Origin of the sequence: Streptomyces sp. NPDC048277 (assembly GCF_040652235.1) — a bacterium.
In the GTDB taxonomy this organism is placed as follows: Bacteria; Actinomycetota; Actinomycetes; order Streptomycetales; family Streptomycetaceae; genus Streptomyces.
Window position 1 is genome coordinate 99,023 of record NZ_JBEZLQ010000030.1, and the last position, 20,573, is coordinate 119,595.

Sequence of the window (20,573 nt, forward strand, 5' to 3'; positions counted from 1 at the left end):
GCAAGAACAAGCCCTTCGCTGAATTTCTCTCAGGAGACGGAGAGCCGACGATGAGCGAACAGCACACCCGTGGAGTGACCCGGCGTCAGGCCCTCGGCCTCGCCGCGGCAGCGGCGGCGGCACTGGAGGTCGGCCTGCCCGTGTCACGGGCGGCCGCCGCCGATGTCCGCACACCCCGCGAGCGGTCCTTCGACGAGGGCTGGCTCTTCCTGCGCGGCGACGCCGACGGCGCGCAGAGACCGTCGTACGACGACACCGCCTGGCGGGCGCTGGACCTCCCGCACGACTGGGGCATCGAGGACCTGCCCTACGCCACCTCCACGGACGGCGCCGCCACCAGCGATCCGTCCCTGCTGGTGGTCAAGGACCCGGGCCAGTCCCAGGCCCCGCAGGTCATCGGCCCGTTCGACACCGCGCACAGCGAGAACGGCGGCTCGACCGGCTACACCGTGGGCGGCATCGGCTGGTACCGCAAGCGCTTCGAACTCGCGGCGGAGCACGCCGAGGTGCGCTTCGACGGCGTCTACCAGAACGCCGACGTCTGGCTCAACGGCGTCCACCTCGGCTTCCACCCCTACGGCTACACGTCGTTCGCATACGACCTGACCCCGCACCTCGATCCCACGGGACCGAACGTGCTCGCCGTCCGGGTCGACAACAGCGGCCAGAACAGCCGCTGGTACTCGGGATCCGGTATCTACCGCCACACCTGGCTCACCGTGACCGGCCCGGTCCGCATCCCCCTCTGGGGCGTCCATGTCACCACCCCCGAGGTGAGCCCCGACCGCTCGGTGGCCCATGCGGAGGTGACGGTCGAAGGGGCCCCTGCGGACGTGCGTGTCACCGTGCTCGATCCGCACGGCGACCCGGTCTCGACGGGGCGTGCCGCGACCGACGCCACCGGAGTGGCCTCCCTCGACCTCCCGATCCGCCCCGCCGCCCTGTGGTCCCCGGACTCGCCGAGCCTCTACACCGCCCGCGCCGAGGTGCTGGTCCGCGGCCGGGTCGTCGACACCGTGACCACCGCCTTCGGGATCCGCTCCCTGGTCTGGAACGGCGAGGTCGGCTTCCAGCTCAACGGCGAGACCGTGAAGATCACCGGTGGCTGTGTCCACCACGACCACGGACCGATGGGCGCCGTCGCCCTGGACCGTTCCGAGGAGCGCCGGGTCGAACTGCTCAAGGCGGCCGGCTTCAACGCCGTCCGCACCGCCCACAACCCGCCGACCCCCGCGCTCCTCGACGCCTGCGACCGGCTCGGCATGCTGGTGATGGACGAGTTCTTCGACGTCTGGGACACCGGCAAGAACCCGCAGGACTACTCGCTGTACTTCGCCGAGTGGTGGGAACGCGACCTGACCGGCACCGTCCTGCGCGACCGCAACCACCCCAGTGTGGTCATCTGGTCCCTGGGCAACGAGATCACCGACAAGACCGGCGGACAGCGGGGCGCCCAACTGGCCGCCGCCCTCCGGGCCCTCGACCGGACCCGCCCCGTCACCCTCGGCGGCGGCTCCACCTTCAGCGCCGACGACCCGTCCTGGAGCTATGTCGACGTCGGTGACGTCCACTACAACGCCAACGGCAAGACGTACGGGCCGATGCACGCCGCCCACCCCGAGCGGGCGATGACCCAGAGCGAGGGCTTCCCCGCCACCCTCCACCAGGACACCGAGTTCGTGGCGGAGAACGCCTGGGCCGTCGGCAGTTGGGTGTGGGCCGCCTGGGACTACCTCGGCGAGTCCGGCATCGGCAAGACACCGATGGCCCCCGAAGGGACGGCCGCGTCCATCGGCGACCAGAGCGTCATGCCGGGCTGGTCCATCGCCCGCACCCTGCACCACTCCTGGGGCGGCTTCGGCTATCCGTACCCCTACTTCCAGGGCAACTGCGGCGACCTGGACCTGATCGGACAGCGCAAGCCGCAGAACCGCTGGCGGGCCGCGCTGACCGGGCGCAGCCCCGTGGAACTCCTCGTGGAACGCCCGACCCTGCCCGGCACCGAGCAGGTCGCCGTCTGGTGGGGGTACTTCGACGAACTCGCCGGCTGGACCTGGGACGTGGACCCCGGCCATCCGATGACCGTCCACGTCTACACGCCCGGCGACAGCGCCCGACTCGTCCTCAACGGAGAGGAGTTGGCGTCGGCCGCGCCCGAACGCGCCATAGCCACCTTCACCGTGCCCTACCGGCCGGGTGAGCTCACGGCCGTGGCCTACCGCGACGGCGAGGAGATCGGCCGTACGGCCCTGCGCACGGCCGGCACCCCGGCAGCCCTGCGGCTCGTCTCCGACGTACGGTCCCTGACCACCGGCCGCGACGACCTGGCGCATGTCCTCGTCGAGGTCGTCGACGCGCACGGCCGACTCGTCCCCGACGCGACACTGCAGGTCGGACTCGATGTCGCAGGCGCCGGAGGGCTCGCCGGGGTCGCCAACGGCAACCCGCACAACGTGGACAGCTTCCAGCAGCCGCGCCGCCACACCTGGCACGGCCGGGCCCTGGCCATCCTGCGTCCCGGCAAACAGCCAGGTCACATGACCCTCACAGCAACGGCCCCCGGGCTGCGCCCCGCGGCCCTCGTGCTCCCGGTCAGGAAAGGGAAATCCGAGTAACTCCCTTGTTACGCAAGCATTGACGCGCCCCACGTGTCCCTCTAGTTTCTGATCGGTTTTCCGAACCGCGTCCGATATATCGGACGCTCCCCCCGTCTGGAGCGCACATGAACGGCACCCCCCTGTCGCGCCGTCACTTCCTCGGCATGGCCGCGACCGTCCCCCTCGCCGCCACCGGCGCCCTCGCCCTCGGCGCCGGCAGCGCACAGGCCGCCACCAACTCGGCCTACGTGATGTGCTACTTCACCGAGTCCCCGGACATGCTGGCCGCCAACTACGGCCTGCACCTGGCCGTCAGCACCGACGGCCTCCAGTGGACGCCGCTCAACCAGAACAACCCCGTCGCCACCCCCACGGCCGGCTCCCTCGGCCTGCGCGACCCGTTCATCCTGCGCAAGCAGGACGGCACCTTCGTGGTGCTCGCCACCGACCTGAACGGCACCGACTGGACGTACGTCAGCCAGTACATCCACGTCTGGGACTCCACCGACCTGCGCACCTTCACCGGCTACCGGCGGATGAAGCTGCACGACATGGACACCCACGCCTGGGCACCCGAGTCGTTCTGGGACGCGGGCCGCGGCGAGTACGGCGTCATCTACTCCGCCGTCAACTCCAGCGGCCACAACGTCATCATGATCAACTACACCAGCGACTTCATCACCGCCGGCGACCCCCAGGTCTTCTTCGACCCCGGCTACGACGTCATCGACGGCGACCTGGCGGTCGGCGTGAACGGCGTCAACTACCTGTACTTCAAGAAGAACTCGACGCTCGTCGGCGCCCGCTCCACCTCACTGGACCCGGGCAGCTTCACGGAGTTCAGCACGGCCGTCTCGCACAACGGCACCGAGGCCCCGGAACTGGTCAAGTCCCTCACGTCCAGCTCGACCTGGTACCTCTGGGGCGACACCTGGTCCCCCAACGGCGTCTTCTACGCCTGGCAGACCTCGGACCTGTCCGCCGGCACCTGGACCGCCCTCGACCAGAAGACCTACACCCAGCCACTCAACTCCAAGCACTGCGGCATCCAGCCGATCACCTCGACCGAGTACAACAACCTCGTCGCCGCATGGGGCACCCCCACCTGGAACCGGCTGAAGTCCTACAACTACCCGGCCCGGTACGTGCGGCACAGCAACTTCATCGGCCGGATCGACGAGTACGCCTTCGACCCGTACACCGACGGACTGTGGAAGCTGGTCCCGGGGCTCGCCGACAGCAGCGGGGTGTCCTTCCAGTCGGTCAACTACCCGACCCGCTATCTGCGCCACTACAACTACCAGCTGCAGCTCGACGTGAACGACAGCACGACCGCGTTCGCCCAGGACGCCACCTTCTACCGGACGGCCGGCCTCGCCGACTCGTCGTGGTCGTCGTTCCGGTCGTACAACTACCCCACGCGCTACATCCGCCACTCCGACTACGTGCTGCGCATCGACTCCATCTCCACGAGCACGGACCAGGCCGACGCCACGTTCTACGTCGGCTACTGACGCGGCGGTGGGCCCGGCACACGGCGACCCGCCGGTGCCGGGCCCACTCGCGCCCGAATGGCGGTACGTCCTCGGACGGGATTGACCCACCCGGGGGGTGTTGGGCGTGTCGTCACCCCGGATGGGCGGCCTGGATGGTGCCGGGCGTGGGGCTGACTGACGGTGGTTCATGTCGGGGCCGGGTCGTTACAGCTGATGGAGCATCGGCGCCCGGCCACGGCGGAAGGACATCGAGATGCGTTCTGCCCGCATGATCCTCGCGACGACGGCCGCCACCGCCGCCCTCGCCCTCTCCGCTCCCGCCGCCCAGGCGTCGGGCACGGGGAACAGTGACGACGGAGGCCGTGACGACTCTTCCTACAGCAGCAGCGACAGCAGGTTCGACCCCGACAGCTACAAGGGCCAGGACGACGAGGGGCAGGGGAACCAGGGAGGCAAAGGAGACCAGAGCGGCAAGGGGGACCAGGGAGGCGGCAAGGGGAACCAGGGCAAGGGCGACTCATGGGGTGACGACCAGAGCGACAAGCCGCACGGCGGCATGCACACCGGAGGCGGCGGCCTCGCCACGCCCGGGGTCACGGCCGGCGGGCTGGCAGTCCTCGGGGTAGCGGCCACCGGAGCCTACGCGCTGCGGCGCAGGAGAGTCCCCGGGTCCGTGTCCTGATGGGCATACGCGTACGGGGGCTGCGGTGCCGCCGACGTCCGACACGCCGACGGCACCGCGACCCCCGTGCCCGCCCAACCCGCTGCCGCGACCCAGAAAGGTGACCTCCGATGGCAGCTGGCGCCTCCTGCCCCGAAGACCCGAACCCCGAGGACGCGAACGGCCCCGGGCGCGGCGGGCGGCTTCCCGTGTGGGGTGCGGCCGTCCTGCTGCTGGCCGTGGTGCTGCTCGGCGGGCACGGCAAGACCTCCGACGCCGCGGGCACCGTGCCGGCCGAGAGCGCGGACGCCGCCCCGTCGGCCGATGCGAGCCGGACCGTCGAGGCGCTGCCCCGGTCCACACCGACCCGCCTGGTCATCCCGAAGATCGCCGTCGACGCCCCCTTCACCATCCTCACCATCGGCTCCTCGGGCCAGCTCCAGCCCCCGCCGGCCGACGACACCAACCTCGTCGGCTGGTACGCGAGGGGCGCGGCACCCGGCGAGGCGGGCACCGCGATCATCGCCGGGCACGTCGACACCAAGGTCTCGGCGGCCGTCTTCGCGCGGCTGGACGAACTCGGGCGCGGCGACCGGTTCACCGTGGACCGGGCGGACGGCACGCAGGCGAACTTCGTGGTCGACGACGCCGACACCTTCGCCAAGGACAACTTCCCCAACGAACGCGTCTACGCGGACACCCGCCGCCCCGAGGTCCGTCTGATCACCTGCGCGGGCGACTACGACCACGACGTCAAGGACTACACGGACAATCTGGTGGTGTTCGGTCACCTTGTCTGATGCCGAAGGAACACCAAGGCGCCTGAGCTGTTCAGCCGCCCGTCGACTCCCGCACCACCAGGCGGAAGGGACCGGCGAACTCCTCCCGCTCCGGCCCGGGCCCGGCCCGGTCGATGCGCGCCGCCAGCAGGGCGACCGCGCGCTCGGCCATCAGGTCGTGGTCCGGGTCGACGGTGGACAGGGAGGGCACGAGATACGCGCTCTCGTCGACGTTGTCGAAGCCGATCACCCTGACCTGCTCCGGCACCCGGATCCCGGCGTCGGCCAGAGCGCGCAGCACGCCCATGGCCACCGTGTCCGTCACACAGAACACCCCGTCGAAGACCAGGCCGTCCGCCAGCCGTTCCCGGATGCGGCGGGCGGCCTCCTGCATGGTGAGCGACCCGACGGTCACCACCAGCTCCGGATCCGGCGCCGATCCGGCCTCCGCGAGCGCCTGCAGATACCCGGCGTGCCGCAGGCTCGACACATCGGTCTCGCCGCCCAGCCGCCCGCACACGATGGCGATCCGCCGGCACCCCCGCTCGACGAGATGGCGTGTCGCCGCCTGCGAGGCCGCCTCGTTCGGCATGGCGACATGGTCGACAGGGCCGCCGAAGATCCGCTCGCCGAGGATGACCACCGGATGGTCGACGTCGAGCGCCTCGACATCCGCCGGGCCCATCCCGACCGTGCTGAGGATGAGCCCGTCGTAGAGCCGGTTGCGGGACAGGGAGAGAGCCGCCAGTTCGTTCTCCCGGCGGGCGCCGGTCTGCTCGATGCTGACCCGGAGGTCGTGCCGGGCCGCCGCCGCGATGATGGCGGCGGCCAGCCTGCCGTAGTAGGGGCGGTTGATCTCGGGGACGGCCAGGCCGATGGTCCCGGTACGGCCCTTGCGCAGGTTGCGGGCGGCGACGTTGACCCGGTAGTCGAGCCGGGTCATCGCCTCCAGGACGCGGTCCCGGGTGGCGGGGCGGACGTTGGGGTGGCCGTTGATCACATTGGAGACGGTCATCGCCGAGACTCCGGCCGCCCTCGCCACGTCCTGGATCGTCGCCACGTTCACTCCCGCCTGCTGTCCTCGCCAAGACGATAGAGGGCGGCACCGTGGGCGGGCAGCTCGGCCACCAGATGCCGGCCGTCGTGGGCGGTGTCGGTGCGGGTCCACAGCTCCCGTATCCGGTCGCCGGGTTCGGCCCCGACCGACCCCAGCGGCACCTCGAACCGGCGCTCCTCGCCGGCCAGGGAGAACACGGCCGCGTACCGGCTGTACCCGTCGGTGTCCCGGGCGGTCCACAGCACCAGGTCCCGCTCCCGCAGCACCTCCCGGTTGCCGGTGCTGTGCCACAGGACGTCGAGCGCCTCGTCGTTGGTGAGCAGTTCGATGGTCCCGGGCGGGCTGGTGGGCAGGTCGCCGCCCATCATCAGCGGCGAGCGGGAGATCAGCCAGAGGGTGAGCAGGCTGACCTGCTCGGGCCGGGTGAGGCGGGACTGCCGGTCCTCGCCGCGCTCGGCGCGGATGCCGATGTGGCCCAGCGGCAGCATGTCGGCGTCCGCCCAGCCCCGTGCGGCGGAGCCGCTGGTCGGCACCGCGCCCTGCCAGGGTGCCCAGCGGGCCATGCGGGCGAACTGCGCCTCGACGTCCTCCCACCGGTCCCACAGGTCGTCGCACACCCGCCACATGGTGGCGTGCTCCCGCAGATGGTCCAGGCGGGCGACCGACATGTCCGTGCCGGGGGAGAGGCTCAGCTCGATGGGCCGCCCGCTGCGCTCGATCGCCCGGGCGTAGGCGGCGATCTCCCGTTCGTGGTAAGGGAAGAGCATGTCGTCGGCCTTGATGAAGTCGACGCCCCAGTCGGCGAACTGGGCGACCTGCGCGTCGTAGTACGCCTGGGCGCCGGGGTGGTCGTGGTCCAGGCCGTAGTTGTCGGAGTTCCAGGGACAGACGGAGTCCGTGTCGGCGACGTCGGCGGCCGTGAACTCCGTCCCGAACACGGGGAGTTTCGCCTCCACCGCCCGCCGGGGGATGCCCCGCATGATGTGCAGCCCGAACCGCAGGCCCATGCCGTGCACCCGCTCGGCCAGCGGCCCGAACCCGGCCCCGTCCACGGCGGAGGGGAACCTGTTCGGTGCCGGGAGCTGGCGGCCGTGGCCGTCGAGGACGAGCGGTGCGTCCGGGTTGTAGCCGTGGGCGCGGGCCGTCGGCTCGTACCACTGGATGTCGACGACCACCGTGTCCCAGCCGTGCGGTAGCAGGTGCTCGCGCATGAACTCCGCGTTGGCGAGGACCTCTTCCTCGGTGACGGTGGTGCCGTAGCAGTCCCAGCTGTTCCAGCCCATCGGCGGACGCAGGTGCCGTGGGGGCAGCGGGCGTGCGGATCGGGTCATGTGCGCACTCCTGGGGTCAGCGCTGGTGCAGGGGGGCCTGGACGGTGACGAACGAGTGGGGCGGGAGGGCGAGCCGCAGGCCGTCGGCGGTGACCGAGAGACCGTCGAAGGCCTGCGGAGAGACGGCCGCCGAGGCCTCCGGGGTGTTGTGGGCCTGGAGCCTGTCGGCCGTGAGGATGCGGGCGGTCGGCTCGCCGAGGGTGCCGCCGCGCAGGTCGAGGGTGATCTCGGCGGGTTCCTCGGCGTCCAGGTTGCTCACCGATATCAGGACCTTGCCGTCCTTGACGCTGGCGGAGGCGGAGAGGGTGTCGAGTTCCGCGTCCCCGACGCGGCGCCGGGCGCCCTCGCCGCGTACGTGCACCGGGAGCGAGGCGGCGTCCTGGTGGCCCTTGTTCATCTCGAAGACGTGGTAGGTCGGGGTCAGGACCAGGGCGTCGCCGTCGGTGAGGAGCATGGCCTGGAGCACGTTGACCGTCTGGGCGATGTTGGCCATGTGCAGCCGGGCGGCGTGCTTGTGGAAGATGTCGAAGTGAGTGCTCGCCACCAGCGCGTCGCGCAGGGTGTTCTGTTGGAAGAGGAAGCCGGGGTTGGTGCCGGGCTCCACGTCCCACCAGGTGCCCCACTCGTCCAGGACCAGGCCGACCGTGCGGCCCGGGTCGTAGACGTCCATGACCGTGGAGTGGCCGGTGAGGATGCGGTCGATGCGGCGGGCCGACAGCATCGTGCGGTAGTAGTCCTCGGCGTCGAACTCCGTGGCGCTGCCCTTGGCCTCCCAGGGGCCCGCGAGCGTGTAGTAGTGGACGGAGAGACCCTGGAAGAAGTTCTTCGGGGTGGCCTCGCAGCCGAAGCAGCTGATCTGCTGCATCAGGGTCTCGGTCCACTTGTAGTCGGCGTCGGAGGCGCCCGAGGCGATGCGGTAGAGCTTGTTGTCGCCGTGGTCGCGGCAGTAGGTGGCGTACTGGCGGGCCAGGTCGGCGGAGTACTCGGCGCGCATGTTGCCGCCGCAGCCCCAGGTCTCGTTGCCGATGCCCCAGTACTTCACCCGCCAGGGCTCCTCGCGGCCGTTCTCCTTGCGCAGCCGCACCATCGGGCTGTCGCCGTCCCGGGTGAGGTACTCCACCCACTCGCTCATCTCGCGGACGGTGCCGGAGCCGACGTTGCCGCTGATGTAGGGCTCGGCGCCCAGCAGTTCGCACAGGGCCATGAACTCGTGGGTGCCGAAGTGGTTGTTCTCCTCCACGTTGCCCCAGTGCGTGTTGACCATGCGGGGGCGCTGCTCGCGCGGGCCGATGCCGTCCCGCCAGTGGTACTCGTCGGCGAAACAGCCGCCGGGCCAGCGGAGGTTGGGGATGTCCAGGGCGCGCAGGGCCTGGACGACGTCGAGGCGGATGCCGCCCTCGTTCGGGACGGGGGAGTCCTCGCCGACCCAGAAGCCGCCGTAGATGCAGTGGCCGAGGTGCTCGGCGAAGTGGCCGTAGAGATGGCGGCTGATCGTCGGGCCCTCGATGTCGAGGTTGATGATCGCGGTGGCGGTGGGCACGGACGCACTCCTGTCGGGAGATCCTTTGTATCGATAAAAACGGTGCCATCGGCTTCGGGGGACGTCAAGGGTGCTGCGGCGCCGTGAAATGCCGAAGGCTCAACTCTCCTTCACGCCAAGAAGAGTTGAGCCTCCTGATCGGAGGGGATCAGACCGCCGGTGACGGGAACGTCGGGTACTCCACGCCCGAGACGTGCTGGACGACCCGGACCACCTGGCAGGAGTAGCCGAACTCGTTGTCGTACCAGAGGTAGAGGATCGCGTTGTCGCCCTCCACCTTCAGGGCCCCGGCGTCGACGATCGACGCGTGCCGCGAGCCGATGAAGTCGCTGGACACCGCGTCCGGGGCGGTGATGAAGTCGATCTGGCGCTTCAGCGGCGAGGTCAGCGACACCTCGCGGAGGTAGTCGAGGACCTCCTCGCGGGACGCCTCGCGGGCCAGCTGCAGGTTGAGGATCGCGATCGACACGTCCGGCACCGGGACCCGGATCGAGCTGCCGGTGATCCGCGCCTTCAGGTCGGGCAGCGCCTTCGCGACGGCGGACGCGGCACCCGTCTCGGTGATCACCATGTTGAGCGGCGCGGACCGGCCGCGACGCTCCGACTTGTGGTAGTTGTCGAGCAGGTTCTGGTCGTTGGTGAACGAGTGGACGGTCTCCACGTGCCCGCGCAGCACCCCGTACTCGTCGGCCATCGCCTTCAGCGGCGGCACGATCGCGTTGGTGGTGCAGGACGCGCAGGACAGGATCTGCTCGTCCGGCTTGACGGTGTCGTGGTTGACGCCGTGCACGATGTTCGGCACGTCGCCCTTGCCCGGCGCGGTCAGGACGACCTTCTCGATGCCCGGGCGCAGGTGGTTCGAGAGGCCCTCGCGGTCCCGCCACTTGCCCGTGTTGTCGATGAGGATGGCGTCCCGGATGCCGTACTCCGTGTAGTCCACGGCGGACGGGTCGTCGGCGTAGATCACCTTGATCTCGTTGCCGTTGGCGAGGATCGTGCTGTTCTCCTCGTCCACGGTGATCGTGCCCTGGAACTGGCCGTGGATCGAGTCCCGGCGCAGCAGCGAGGCGCGCTTGACGATGTCCTCGCCGCCGCCCCCGCGCACCACGATGGCCCGCAGCCGCAGGCCGTTGCCGGAGCCGGACTTCTCGATGAGCAGCCGGGCGACCAGGCGGCCGATGCGGCCGAAGCCGTACAGGACGACGTCGCGGGGCTCGCGCTGCTCGATCTTGTTGGCGCCGGTGGCCCCGGCGACCGCCTCGGCGGTGAACGCCTCGACGCTCAGGCCCCGGTCGTCGGCCTTGTAGGTGGCCGCGAGCATGCCGATGTCGATCTGGGAAGGGCCGAGGTCGAGCGTGGTGAGCGCCTGGAGGAAGGGCATCGTCTCGGTGACCGAGAGCTCGGCGCCGTCGATCTGGCGGGCGAAGCGGTGGGTCTTGAGGATGCTGACCACCGACTTGTTCACCAGGGAGCGGCTGTGGAGGAGGACCGTCACGTCCCGCTCCCGGTGCAGCTTCCCGATGATCGGGATCATCGACTCCGCGGTTTCCTCGCGATTCTTCCAGTTGGTGAACGAGTCGTCGTTGACAGTCACAGATCCATCTCTCGATCGAGCTAGGTGGCGCTCATATGCTAAACCGCCTGGTGAATGATCGATCAAGGGGGTCCCTATGTGATGCCGGTCGCGAAGGTCTGAACCGGTGCGGAAGACCGTAAGAAACCCGGATGTCGCGTTGCGACACCCTCGGCCATTGCCCAAGGTCGGAGGGTGAGCACGTCCTCCGTCCCGCGGCCGGAGTCCGCCGCGCCGTTCGGTCCCGCCCACCCCGTCGGCGTCCGCAGGCCCCCGTCCGGCCTGCTGCCCGCCCTCGCCGTGTTCACGGCCGTCCGGCTGGCCGGAGTCGCCGCCGTCGTGATGGCCAACCACGCCATGGGGCGCCCTCTGATCAAGAACCTGGCCCACGCCTGGGACGCCCGCTGGTACCTGCACATCGCCACGTACGGCTACGGCGATCTCATCGACATCACCCGCAAGGGAGCCGTGCAGAGCGACTGGGCGTTCTTCCCGCTGTACCCCGGGCTCATCCGGGCCCTGACGACGGTCCTGCCGCTCACCCCCGGCAAGGCCGCGCTGGTCGTCGCCGGGACCGCCGCCGTCGTGGCCGCCTGGGGCGTCTACCGGATCGGCGACCACCTGTACGGCCGAGCCGTCGCCACCGCACTGGTCACCCTGTGGGCCGTACTGCCCCAGTCGGTCGAACTCACCATCGCCTACACCGAGTCCCTCTTCTCCGCCCTGGCCGCCTGGTCCCTGTACTGCGTCCTCAGGGGCCGCTGGCTGTGGGCCGGTTCCCTGGCCGCGCTGGCCGGCCTGTCCCGCCCGAGCGGCTTCGCGGTCGCGGCGGCCGTCGTGGCCGCGGGCGCGTACGAGGCGGTACGGCGACGTGGGCGCGTCCCCCTCGGACTGTGGGCGGGCTGTCTGCTGGCTCCGGCCGGCTGGCTCGGCTACGTCCTGTGGGTGGGACACCGGACCGGAGACCTCCTCGGCGGCTACTTCGAGGTGCAGAGCGCCTGGAACTCCCGCTTCGACTTCGGCGTGGGATCCCTGCGCTTCCTCAAGAGCCTGCTGCTGCACGGCGGTGGCTTCGTCCTCGCGGCGGACCTGGTGATCGTCGCGGCGGGCGTCCTGCTGTTCTGCCTGCTCTGTCTGGACCGCGCCCCGCTGGTCCTGGTGGTCTTCGCGGGCGTCCTGGTCCTGGTCGTCGTGGGCGGCTCGGGCAACTTCTCCTCCAAGCCCCGCTTCCTGCTCCCCGCCTTCCCCCTCCTGATCCCCCTGGCCCGCGCGCTGGTCAGGAGCTGGCGCATCCGCCCCGCCCAGGCCGTCCTCGTCGTCGGCGCGCTCACCGCGGTCTCGCTGCTGTTCGGGGCCGACCTCCTGGCGGTCGCCCGCTCACCCCTGTGACGCCCAGGTACCCCTCAGGTCGGCGGCCACATCGAGCAGCAGGGCCCGGAAGACGTCCGCCAGCGGGGTGAGGGCGGTGTCGGACCGGGTCACGGTGTGCACGTCCCGGTGGAGCGCCGGATCGGCGAGCGGCCGGTGCGTGGTGCCCGGCACGGGGGTGAGGGCCATCCGGGAGACGAGGGCCACACCGATGCCGGTGCCGACCAGCGCCTGGGCGAGGTCGTACGACGCCGTCTGGAAGCGGATCCTGGGCGTGAAACCGGCCTCGCCCGCCGCGCGGTGGAGCTGTTCGTGGGCGGCGTGACCGGCCAGGATGGTGACCCACGACTCGTCCCGGAGCTGCTCCAGACGCAGGGGAGCGCCCTGGGGGGACCGGGTGACCAGCGGGTGGTCGTCGGGCAGGACGACGACCATGGGGTCCCGCAGCAGGGTGTGCACGGTGATGTGCGGGGGCGGTTGCGGGGGAGTGGCGCAGGAGGCGATCACCCCGACGTCAAACTCTCCTGCCTCGACCCGTTCGACACCGCGGTGTGACAGCAGGTCCTCCACCGACACATCGGCCTTCGGATACCGGTGCCGCAGTGCGGTCAGGGCGGGCGGGAGCAGGTGCAGCCCCGCGGCCAGGAAAGTGCCCACCCGCAGGCGCAGCGACAGATGGCCGAGGAGTGCGGCGAGCCGTTCCCCGGCCAGTTCCGTCTGTTCGTCGATGACCCGCCCGTGCCCGGCGAGCAGCGCCCCGGCCACCGTGAGCGAGGCACCGCGCGGCCCGCGCACCACCAGCGGCGCGTTCCAGTCCCGTTCCGCCCGGGCCACCTGCTGGGTCACCGCCGCCGGGGTCACACCGAGGGCGTGGGCGGCGCCGGTGAGCGAGCCATGACGGTCGATCATCGCGAGCAGACGCAGCTGCCCGGGATCCGAGGGCATCAGCATGCAATCATCTTAATGCTGACCGGTAGAGCTCTAACTTCTCTTCATGCACGGCCCGCGCCAGCCTGGTGACGGATCATCCCTCCGCACCAGGAAGAAGGTCGGCGACACCGTGCCCACCCATCTGCCCCTGTTCGTGATCACCACCTGGCTGCTGGCCATGCTCCCGGGCGCCGGACAGGCCCTCATGATCCGGCAGACCCTGGAACTCGGCCCCCGGCCCGCCCGGGCCACGATCGCCGGCAACGCCACCGGGCTGCTCGTCTGGTCGACCGCCGCCGCGGTGGGCCTCTCGGCCGTGCTCCTCGCCAATCCGCACGCCTATCTGCTGGTACGGCTCGCGGGCGGAGCGGTGCTGTTCCTGCTGGGGTTCAACACCCTGAGGGCGGCGGCGAAGCAGACCGCCGACGACGCCCCCGGCCCGGACGCCGCCTCGGCGGGCCCCACCGGTCCCTGGGGCGCGTACGGCGCCGGACTGGGCACGGCACTGGGCAACCCGAAGGCCGGCGTCTTCGCCGTCTCGGTGCTGCCCCAGTTCGTCACGACGGACGGTCCCGTCCTTCTGAGCAGCATCGCGCTGGGCGCCCTCTGGGCCCTCGTCAACGCCACCTGGTACGTGCTCTTCACCTGGGCCGTCGGCCGGGGACGCGCTCTGGTGTCCCGGCCGGCGGTACGGCGCGGGCTGAACATCCTCACCGGCGTGGTGCTGTGCGGGCTGGGCGTCGCGGTGGCCGGGGGAGTCTGACCGGCCGAGCGGTCCGCACCCCCGCGGACAGCGCGGTTCGTGCACACGTTCCGCCCCCTGATGCGGCCCGGGGAAGGACCGGTGGCGCCGATCAGCACAGCGTGATCGGCGCCACCGAGGGGTACTGCCGGCGGTCTAACGGGGGTTGAAGAGCACGCTGGCGAAGCGGACGCTGCCGGGCGCCGAGTGCCCCGGGGCGATCCGGCGCGCGGTGCCCTTGCACTTCTGCTTGCTGTAGACGACGAGTGCCTTCTTGGTCGCGTTCTGCGGCCCGCGTGCCTCCTGCGCCATGTCGAGGCACTTGCGGTCCGGCGGGTTCTGGATGGCGTACGCCTTGCTCTTCGGTCCCATCCAGACGAACGAGCCCTGGGCGGCGGCCGCCGGTCCCATGGTGATGACGGCGAGGGCAAGTCCGCCGAGTGTGACGGCGAGCGGACGGCAGAGGCGCATCGTGATGTCCTTCGTGAGCGGTTGAAACAGTGACAACAGTGACAACGGTGACGACAGGGACGACGGAAAGACCGGGGTCCGGCGCCATCACACACCGTCACCGCACGCGGACACCCCGGCGACACGGAAACGTCCCACGTCCGAGCGACATCCGTCGGCGTGTCGTGACGCCGCCGCCCGGCCCGGCACTCATGCGAGTGCCATGACCAGGGCGACCACGACGGTGACGGCCGAGAGGCCGACCATCGCGGTCCGCCAGCCGAGACGGGGGCGCGGCGCCGGCGGCCCCGGGTCGGGGGCGCGCTCACCCAGATGGGGGCTGTCCAGCCAGTACGCGTCGGACAGCTGGACGAAGGAGGGGGTGTCGCTGAGGCCCATGTCTGTTTCAACGTCCTTGACGCGGGCGGGAGTCGGAGCGGCCGATGTCGTCACACCTTCGGGGCAATCGGTCCTCCGAAGGCGCATTCCCCACCTCTTCCCCTCCTCCTGCCCTCCTCTTCCGCTCATGGGTGTGCAGCTCGGGAGGCAAGTGAGCGAGCGGTGACGGAAGTTGGTCACGCCTTGGCCGCCTGTGCACGGGTGACGCAGGGGGCACGCGGTCCGTCGGCGATTCATTGCGGGAATTCCCGGACGAAAGAGTAAATTCCCGACCATTGCTGAAGAGGCGTCACCGGCAGACGGGGCAAGGGATGAGCACGGACGACCACGGCACGGTGACGACCGGGATCGCACGACTGCACGCGGCGCCCGCGCTTGCCGGGCCCGGCCGGTTCGGGCTGGTCAGCAACCACACCGGCGTTCTGCCCGGCCTGCGCCCGGCCGCGCCCGCGCTGCTCGACGCCGGCGCCCGGCTGGTCGCCCTCTTCGGCCCCGAGCACGGGCTGCACGGCACCGCCCAGGCCGGGGAGGGCGAGGCCGCCGAGACGGACCCCGACACCGGACTGCCGGTCCACGACACCTATCGGTGCAGTGGCGAGCGCCTGGACAAACTCCTGATCGACAGCGGCGTCGACGCCCTGGTCCACGACCTTCAGGACATCGGGGCCCGGTTCTACACCTACGTGTGGACCATGTTCGACCTGATGGTCTCGGCGGCCCGCACCGGCGTCCGGTTCGTGGTCGCCGACCGGCCCAACCCGCTCGGCGGACTCGTCAGCGAGGGCCCGCTGCTGGATCCGGCATGGGCAAGCTTCGTCGGGCGCGCCCCGATCCCCGTCCGGCACGGTCTCACCTGCGGCGAACTCGCCCGGCACCTCAACGTCTCGGCCGTGCCCCGAGCGGCGGGCCGCGCCGCCGACTTGACGGTGATCGAGGCAACTGGCTGGCGGCGCGCCATGGCGGCGGAGGACACCGGCCTGCCGTGGATCGCGCCCTCGCCGAACATCCCGACGCCCGTCACGGCCGCCGTCTACCCCGGCACCTGCCTGTTCGAGGGCACGAACCTCTCGGAGGGCCGGGGCACCACGCAGCCCTTCGAGATCGTCGGAGCTCCGTACATCGACGCGCGCTTCGCGCCCGCACTCGCCGAACTCGCCCTGCCCGGAGTGCACTTCCGTGACCTGCGGTACGTACCGGCCTTCCACAAGCATGCCGGACGGGCGCTGCGCGGGGTCCAGCTCCACATCACCGACCGCGAGGCGTTCACCCCCGTACGCACCGCCGTCGCGATGCTCGCCACGCTACGGCGGCTCTACCCGGACGACTTCGCCTGGCGCACCGCGAACGACGTGGACGACGACGAGGGGTCCCGGCACTTCATCGACCTGCTGTGGGGGTCCGACCGGCTGCGGCGCGCCGTCGACGCGGGCGGCGACCCGCTGCCGCTGTGCGATCCACCGGCCCCGCCCGGCCGTTGGGCCGGCGACGACGTCCTGCTCTACGCCTGAGACCCGCCGTACGCCCGGAAGGACGACCCCGTCGATGACCGACCGCACGACGACATCCCGGCCGGGGATCCGCGGCTTCCGCGCGGGCGACGGCCCGCACCTGGTGGAGGCGTGGCGCAGGAGCGCACCCGCCGACCCCATCACCCCGGACCGCTTCCGCTCCCTGGTGCTGCTCGACCCCAACTTCGACCCGGAGGGGCTGCGCATCGCCGTCGACGGCGACCGCGTCGTCGGCGCCGCCTACGCGGTGCGGCGGCTGACGCCGCTGGCCGGCACCGACCTGGAGCCCGAGCAGGGCTGGATCCCGTTCTTCTTCGTCGCCCCGGCCGCCCGCGGGCGCGGCCTGGGCCGACGGCTGCTGACCGAGGCCCTCGACTGGCTGCACGGCCACGGCCGCACCCGGGTGGACTTCTCCTCGTACACCCCGAACTACGTCTTCCCCGGCCTGGACGCCGAGGCCTACCCGGAGGCCGCCGGGCTCCTCGACTCCCTCGGCTTTCGCACCCTGTACGAAGCGGCGGCCATGGACCGCGTCCTGGTCGGCCACCGCTTCCCGGACGACGTCGCCCGCCGCCTGGACGAACTGACCGCACGGGGCTACCGGTTCGCCACACCGTCCGACGACGACCTGGTCGATCTCCTCGCGCTCGCCGGGAACCACTTCGGCCCGGACTGGGCCGGCACCATCCGGGCCTGCCTGACCGCGGGCACCCCGCTCGACCGGATCGTCACCGCCAGGGACCCCGAGGGCCGCATGGTCGGCTGGGCCATGCACGGCGCCTTCGACTCGGTGGACGAGCGGTTCGGCCCGATCGGCGTGCTGGAGGAGATGCGCGGCACCGGACTCGGCGAAGTCCTCCTCCACCTGGTCCTGGAACGCATGCGGGCCCTGCGCGCCCACTCCGCGTGGTTCCTGTGGACCGGCGCCCAGTCCCCGGCCGGCCATCTCTACCGCAAGACCGGCTTCACCACCACCCGGGTGTTCCGTGTGCTGCGCCGGGAGGCCGCCCGGTGACCCTGTCGCTGAGCCGCCGCCACTTCGCCCTCGCACTGCCCTCGGCGCTCCTCGTCTCCGGCTGCGCCGCACCGCACCGGGGCACCGGGCGCCCGGGGGACCCGGCCGTGCTCACCCTGCTCTCCCACTACGCGAGCGGAGAGCTCAAAGCGGCCCTGCAGGGCCCGGTCGACGAGTGGAACGCCCTGCACGACCGGGTCAAAGTGCAGACGAAAGCGGTCGAGTTCACGGATCTGCTCACCACGTTCATGGTCCGGCAGGCCGCGGGGCAGGGCGCCGACATCCTCCATCCGTACTGCCTCTGGAACGGCCAGCTCGTCCGGGCCGGCGTCCTGCGGCCCGCCCCGCCGGAGCACGCCGAGGAGATCAGACGCGGCTACGGCACGGCCGCGGTCGGCTCCGCGACGGTCGGCGGCAAGGTCTACGGCTACCCCACCGAGATGCAGACCTACGCCCTCTACTACAACAAGCGGCTGCTGCGCGAGGCCGGTGTCGACGGCCCGCCGCGCACCTGGCGGGAGCTGGAGGACACGGCGTACCGCACCGCCAGGCGGGACGGTTACGGCAACACGCTGGTCCAGGGGTTCGGGCTGTCGACCTTCGACGACTCCACCACCGTCGGCCAGACCCTCGCGCTGCTCAACTCCGCCGGCGGGCGGTTCGTCTCCGCGGACGGCAGACGCACCGCCATCGAATCACCGGCCGGAAGGGCCGTGTTCGATCTGGAGCACCGTCTTGTCGCGAAGGGCGCGAGCGCTCCCGGCGTCAACGTCTACAAGGCGTTCGCGTCCGGGCAGGTGGCCATGGTCATCAGCGCCGGCTGGTGGACCACGAACCTGAAGGCCCTGATGGGCCGGGACTACCGCGACGTCGGGGTGGCGCCGGTGCCCCTCCCGGATACGGACGGCGAGCGCGCCACCCTCTCCACCGGCTTCATGCTCGGGGTCAACACGGCCAGCGAACGTCCCCGCGAGGCCTGGGAGTTCCTGCGCTGGCTCAACACCGAGAAGGTGAGAGGTGCCACCCGGATGAGTGCCCTGCAGGTGTCGGTCGGCTCCCTGACCGGCCGAGCCGACGACATGCGGACACTCCTCGGCGCGGGCGGCGATCCCAATCTCCACCCGTTCCTGGACGCACTGGCGTACGCGGTGCCGGAGCCGAACGTGCCCGGCGCGCAGCAGGCCAAGTCACTGCTCCGCAAGAACATCGAGGCCCTGTGGACCGGCCGGCAGTCGGTCGACGAGGCGCTGCGCACCACCCGCCGCCAGGTCGACCAGGAGGTGTCGCGGTCATGGTGAACGCCACCCTGGCACCGGAGGCGGCCGAGCGGGCGGCGCGCGGCAGGTCCGCCGTCGGCGTCCGCGGCCGCGAGCGGCACCGGCGCCGCCAGGCCGTCGTCGCCTACCTCTTCCTGGCGCCGACACTGCTGTTCTACGCCGTCTTCCTGCTCCTGCCGCTCGGGTTCGCGGTGCTGCTGTCGGTGTCCCGCTGGGCCGGGTTCGACCTCGGCGACATCGACCCGGTCGGACTCGACAACTTCGCCGGCCTGTTCGCGGCCGGGTCGACGTTCCTGACGCCGATCCTCACCAACACGCTGCTGTTCGCCCTGGGCACCGTGGTCCTCGCGCTCGCCGGCTCCGTCCTCGTCGCCACCTGCATCGACAAGCTCCGCTTCCAGGGCCTGTGGCGCACGCTCTACTTCCTGCCGATCGTCACCACCGTCGTCGCCGTCGGCAACGTCTGGAAGTACATGTACGAGCCGGGCGGCCTCGTCAACGGCGTCCTCAACACCCTCGGAATCGGCTCGGTGGCGTTCCTCCAGGACCCGGACACCGCGCTGCCCGCGGTCGTGGTCGTGCAGGCCTGGGCCTCGGTCGGCTCGGCGATCCTCGTGCTGACCGCCGGGCTGAAGTCCATCCCGGAGTCGTACTACGAGGCCGCCGCGCTCGACGGCGCCGGACCCGGCACCGTCTTCTGGAGGATCACCCTGCCGCTGCTGCGGCCGTCCCTGCTGTTCGTGTGCGTCACCCAGTTCCTCACCGGCCTCCAGTCGTTCGCGCTGATCATCGTCATGACCAAGGGCGGGCCCGGCGACGCGACCGACGTGGCCGCCCTCGAGATGTACCGGCAGGCCTTCTCGTACGGCGACTGGGGCACCGCCGGCGCCGCCGCCTTCGTGCTGTTCGTGGTGGTCCTCGCGGTCACCCTGGTCCAGTTGTGGCTCTTCCGGCGAAAGGGGGAGGACGCGTGATCCGCCGCCGTTTCCCGTGGCTGTCGTACCTGCTGGTCGTCACCGGCGCCGTGCTCACGGTGGTGCCGTTCCTCGACATGGTGATGACGTCCTTCAAGGGACCCGACGAGGCCGGCACGCTGCCGTACCGGTTCCTGCCGAAGGCGTTCGACCTGTCCAACTACCGGGCGGCGATCCACCAGCTCGATCTGCCGGTGCTCTTCCGCAACAGCGTCGTCGCCACGGCCATGATCACCGGCTCGGTGCTGCTCACGTCGTCCCTCGCGGGCTATGCGCTCGCCAAACTCCGCTTCCCCGGCCGGGACTTCGTCTTCCGTCTGGTGCTCTCGACGATGATGTTCCCGCCGTTCCTCTTCTTCATCCCGCACTTCCTGATCCTGGTGCACTGGCCGCTCGCGGGCGGCAACGACCTGCTCGGTCGCGGCGGCGCGGGCCTGACCGTGAGCATCGTGGCGCTCGCCATGCCGTTCCTCGTGAGCAGCTTCGGGATCTTTTTGACGCGCCAGTTCATGATCTCCATCCCGGACGAGGTCCTGGAGGCCGCACGTATCGACGGGGCCGGAGAGTTCGCGGTGTGGTGGCGGATCGTCGTCCCGCAGACCAAGCCGGTCCTGGTCACGCTCGGTCTGCTGACCTTCGTCGACGCCTGGAACGAGTACATCTGGGCGCTGCTCGTCTCGACCGCCGACCCGGACGTGATGACCCTGCCCGTCGGCATCCAGTTCCTGCAGGACTACGTCGACCCGTCCCGCTCGCTGCCCATCGTCATGGCCGGCCTGGTCCTGAGCATCCTGCCGATCCTGATCCTCTTCCTGCTGCTGCAGAAGCACTACATCCGGGGCGTCATGCTCAGCGGTCTCAAGTAGCGCCCGGCGA

At 70.9% G+C, this 20,573-nt stretch carries 18 protein-coding genes; 11 read left to right on the forward strand and 7 right to left on the reverse strand.

Annotated features, from left to right (window positions below):
* Nucleotides 1-50 precede the first annotated feature (50 nt).
* The 4 genes from AB0D85_RS43320 to AB0D85_RS43335 all read left to right on the forward strand — a co-directional run bounded on the left by AB0D85_RS43320 (nucleotide 51) and on the right by AB0D85_RS43335 (nucleotide 5,554).
* Nucleotides 51-2,615, forward strand: coding sequence for a glycoside hydrolase family 2 TIM barrel-domain containing protein (locus tag AB0D85_RS43320; protein ID WP_362333756.1), 2,565 nt, complete (start codon nucleotides 51-53; stop codon nucleotides 2,613-2,615).
* A 107-nt stretch (nucleotides 2,616-2,722) separates the two neighbouring features.
* Nucleotides 2,723-4,111: a glycoside hydrolase family 43 protein gene (locus AB0D85_RS43325; RefSeq protein WP_362333759.1), complete on the forward strand. Its 1,389-nt coding sequence runs from the start codon at nucleotides 2,723-2,725 to the stop codon at nucleotides 4,109-4,111.
* A 235-nt stretch (nucleotides 4,112-4,346) separates the two neighbouring features.
* Complete coding sequence (locus AB0D85_RS43330) at nucleotides 4,347-4,775, forward strand: hypothetical protein (RefSeq protein WP_362333762.1); 429 nt, start codon at nucleotides 4,347-4,349, stop codon at nucleotides 4,773-4,775.
* 110 nt (nucleotides 4,776-4,885) lie between these two features.
* Nucleotides 4,886-5,554: a class F sortase gene (locus AB0D85_RS43335; protein ID WP_362333765.1), complete on the forward strand. Its 669-nt coding sequence runs from the start codon at nucleotides 4,886-4,888 to the stop codon at nucleotides 5,552-5,554.
* A gap of 31 nt (nucleotides 5,555-5,585) precedes the next feature.
* Here AB0D85_RS43335 and AB0D85_RS43340 read toward each other — a convergent pair whose 3' ends face one another.
* The 4 genes from AB0D85_RS43340 to AB0D85_RS43355 form a co-directional block, all read right to left on the reverse strand.
* Complete coding sequence (locus AB0D85_RS43340) at nucleotides 5,586-6,593, reverse strand: LacI family DNA-binding transcriptional regulator (RefSeq protein ID WP_362333768.1); 1,008 nt, start codon at nucleotides 6,591-6,593, stop codon at nucleotides 5,586-5,588.
* Nucleotides 6,594-6,595: 2 nt separating this feature from the next.
* Nucleotides 6,596-7,921, reverse strand: coding sequence for an alpha-galactosidase (locus AB0D85_RS43345; protein WP_362333771.1), 1,326 nt, complete (start codon nucleotides 7,919-7,921; stop codon nucleotides 6,596-6,598).
* 16 nt (nucleotides 7,922-7,937) lie between these two features.
* A complete protein-coding gene (locus AB0D85_RS43350) occupies nucleotides 7,938-9,461 on the reverse strand; it encodes an alpha-L-arabinofuranosidase C-terminal domain-containing protein (protein ID WP_362333774.1) in 1,524 nt (507 codons plus the stop codon).
* 148 nt (nucleotides 9,462-9,609) lie between these two features.
* Nucleotides 9,610-11,055, reverse strand: coding sequence for a glyceraldehyde-3-phosphate dehydrogenase (locus tag AB0D85_RS43355; RefSeq protein ID WP_362333778.1), 1,446 nt, complete (start codon nucleotides 11,053-11,055; stop codon nucleotides 9,610-9,612).
* A gap of 174 nt (nucleotides 11,056-11,229) precedes the next feature.
* Between AB0D85_RS43355 and AB0D85_RS43360 the strand changes: the two genes are divergently transcribed.
* Nucleotides 11,230-12,423 (forward strand): hypothetical protein, encoded by a 1,194-nt coding sequence (locus AB0D85_RS43360; protein ID WP_362333781.1) that lies wholly within the window; start codon nucleotides 11,230-11,232, stop codon nucleotides 12,421-12,423.
* Here the strand turns inward: AB0D85_RS43360 and AB0D85_RS43365 are convergent.
* Entirely contained in the window at nucleotides 12,412-13,353 is a 942-nt protein-coding gene (locus AB0D85_RS43365) for a LysR family transcriptional regulator (RefSeq protein ID WP_362333784.1), read from the reverse strand. The genes AB0D85_RS43360 and AB0D85_RS43365 overlap by 12 nt on opposite strands.
* Nucleotides 13,354-13,396: 43 nt before the next feature.
* Between AB0D85_RS43365 and AB0D85_RS43370 the strand changes: the two genes are divergently transcribed.
* Nucleotides 13,397-14,095 carry a LysE family translocator gene (locus tag AB0D85_RS43370; RefSeq protein WP_362333787.1) on the forward strand — a complete coding sequence of 233 codons (699 nt, stop codon included), beginning with the start codon at nucleotides 13,397-13,399 and terminating at the stop codon, nucleotides 14,093-14,095.
* A gap of 135 nt (nucleotides 14,096-14,230) precedes the next feature.
* Here the strand turns inward: AB0D85_RS43370 and AB0D85_RS43375 are convergent, their stop codons facing one another.
* Nucleotides 14,231-14,545 (reverse strand): hypothetical protein, encoded by a 315-nt coding sequence (locus AB0D85_RS43375; RefSeq protein WP_362333790.1) that lies wholly within the window; start codon nucleotides 14,543-14,545, stop codon nucleotides 14,231-14,233.
* 189 nt (nucleotides 14,546-14,734) lie between these two features.
* Nucleotides 14,735-14,923, reverse strand: coding sequence for a hypothetical protein (locus AB0D85_RS43380; RefSeq protein ID WP_362333793.1), 189 nt, complete (start codon nucleotides 14,921-14,923; stop codon nucleotides 14,735-14,737).
* Between the two features lie 311 nt (nucleotides 14,924-15,234).
* On the opposite strand from AB0D85_RS43380, the gene AB0D85_RS43385 reads away from it, so the two are divergent.
* The 5 genes from AB0D85_RS43385 to AB0D85_RS43405 are packed head-to-tail and all read left to right on the forward strand — an operon-like array spanning nucleotide 15,235 to nucleotide 20,563.
* Nucleotides 15,235-16,431, forward strand: coding sequence for a DUF1343 domain-containing protein (locus AB0D85_RS43385; RefSeq protein ID WP_362333796.1), 1,197 nt, complete (start codon nucleotides 15,235-15,237; stop codon nucleotides 16,429-16,431).
* A 34-nt stretch (nucleotides 16,432-16,465) separates the two neighbouring features.
* Nucleotides 16,466-17,446: a GNAT family N-acetyltransferase gene (locus AB0D85_RS43390; protein ID WP_362333799.1), complete on the forward strand. Its 981-nt coding sequence runs from the start codon at nucleotides 16,466-16,468 to the stop codon at nucleotides 17,444-17,446.
* The gene (locus tag AB0D85_RS43395) at nucleotides 17,443-18,744 is read left to right on the forward strand and encodes an ABC transporter substrate-binding protein (RefSeq protein WP_362333802.1); all 1,302 of its coding nucleotides are present in this window, start codon (nucleotides 17,443-17,445) and stop codon (nucleotides 18,742-18,744) included. Before AB0D85_RS43390 ends, AB0D85_RS43395 begins: the two co-directional genes overlap by 4 nt.
* A complete protein-coding gene (locus AB0D85_RS43400; protein ID WP_362333805.1) occupies nucleotides 18,738-19,697 on the forward strand; it encodes a sugar ABC transporter permease in 960 nt (319 codons plus the stop codon). The genes AB0D85_RS43395 and AB0D85_RS43400 overlap by 7 nt, the downstream gene beginning before the upstream one ends.
* Nucleotides 19,694-20,563 carry a carbohydrate ABC transporter permease gene (locus tag AB0D85_RS43405; protein ID WP_362333808.1) on the forward strand — a complete coding sequence of 290 codons (870 nt, stop codon included), beginning with the start codon at nucleotides 19,694-19,696 and terminating at the stop codon, nucleotides 20,561-20,563. Before AB0D85_RS43400 ends, AB0D85_RS43405 begins: the two co-directional genes overlap by 4 nt.
* Nucleotides 20,564-20,573 lie beyond the last annotated feature (10 nt).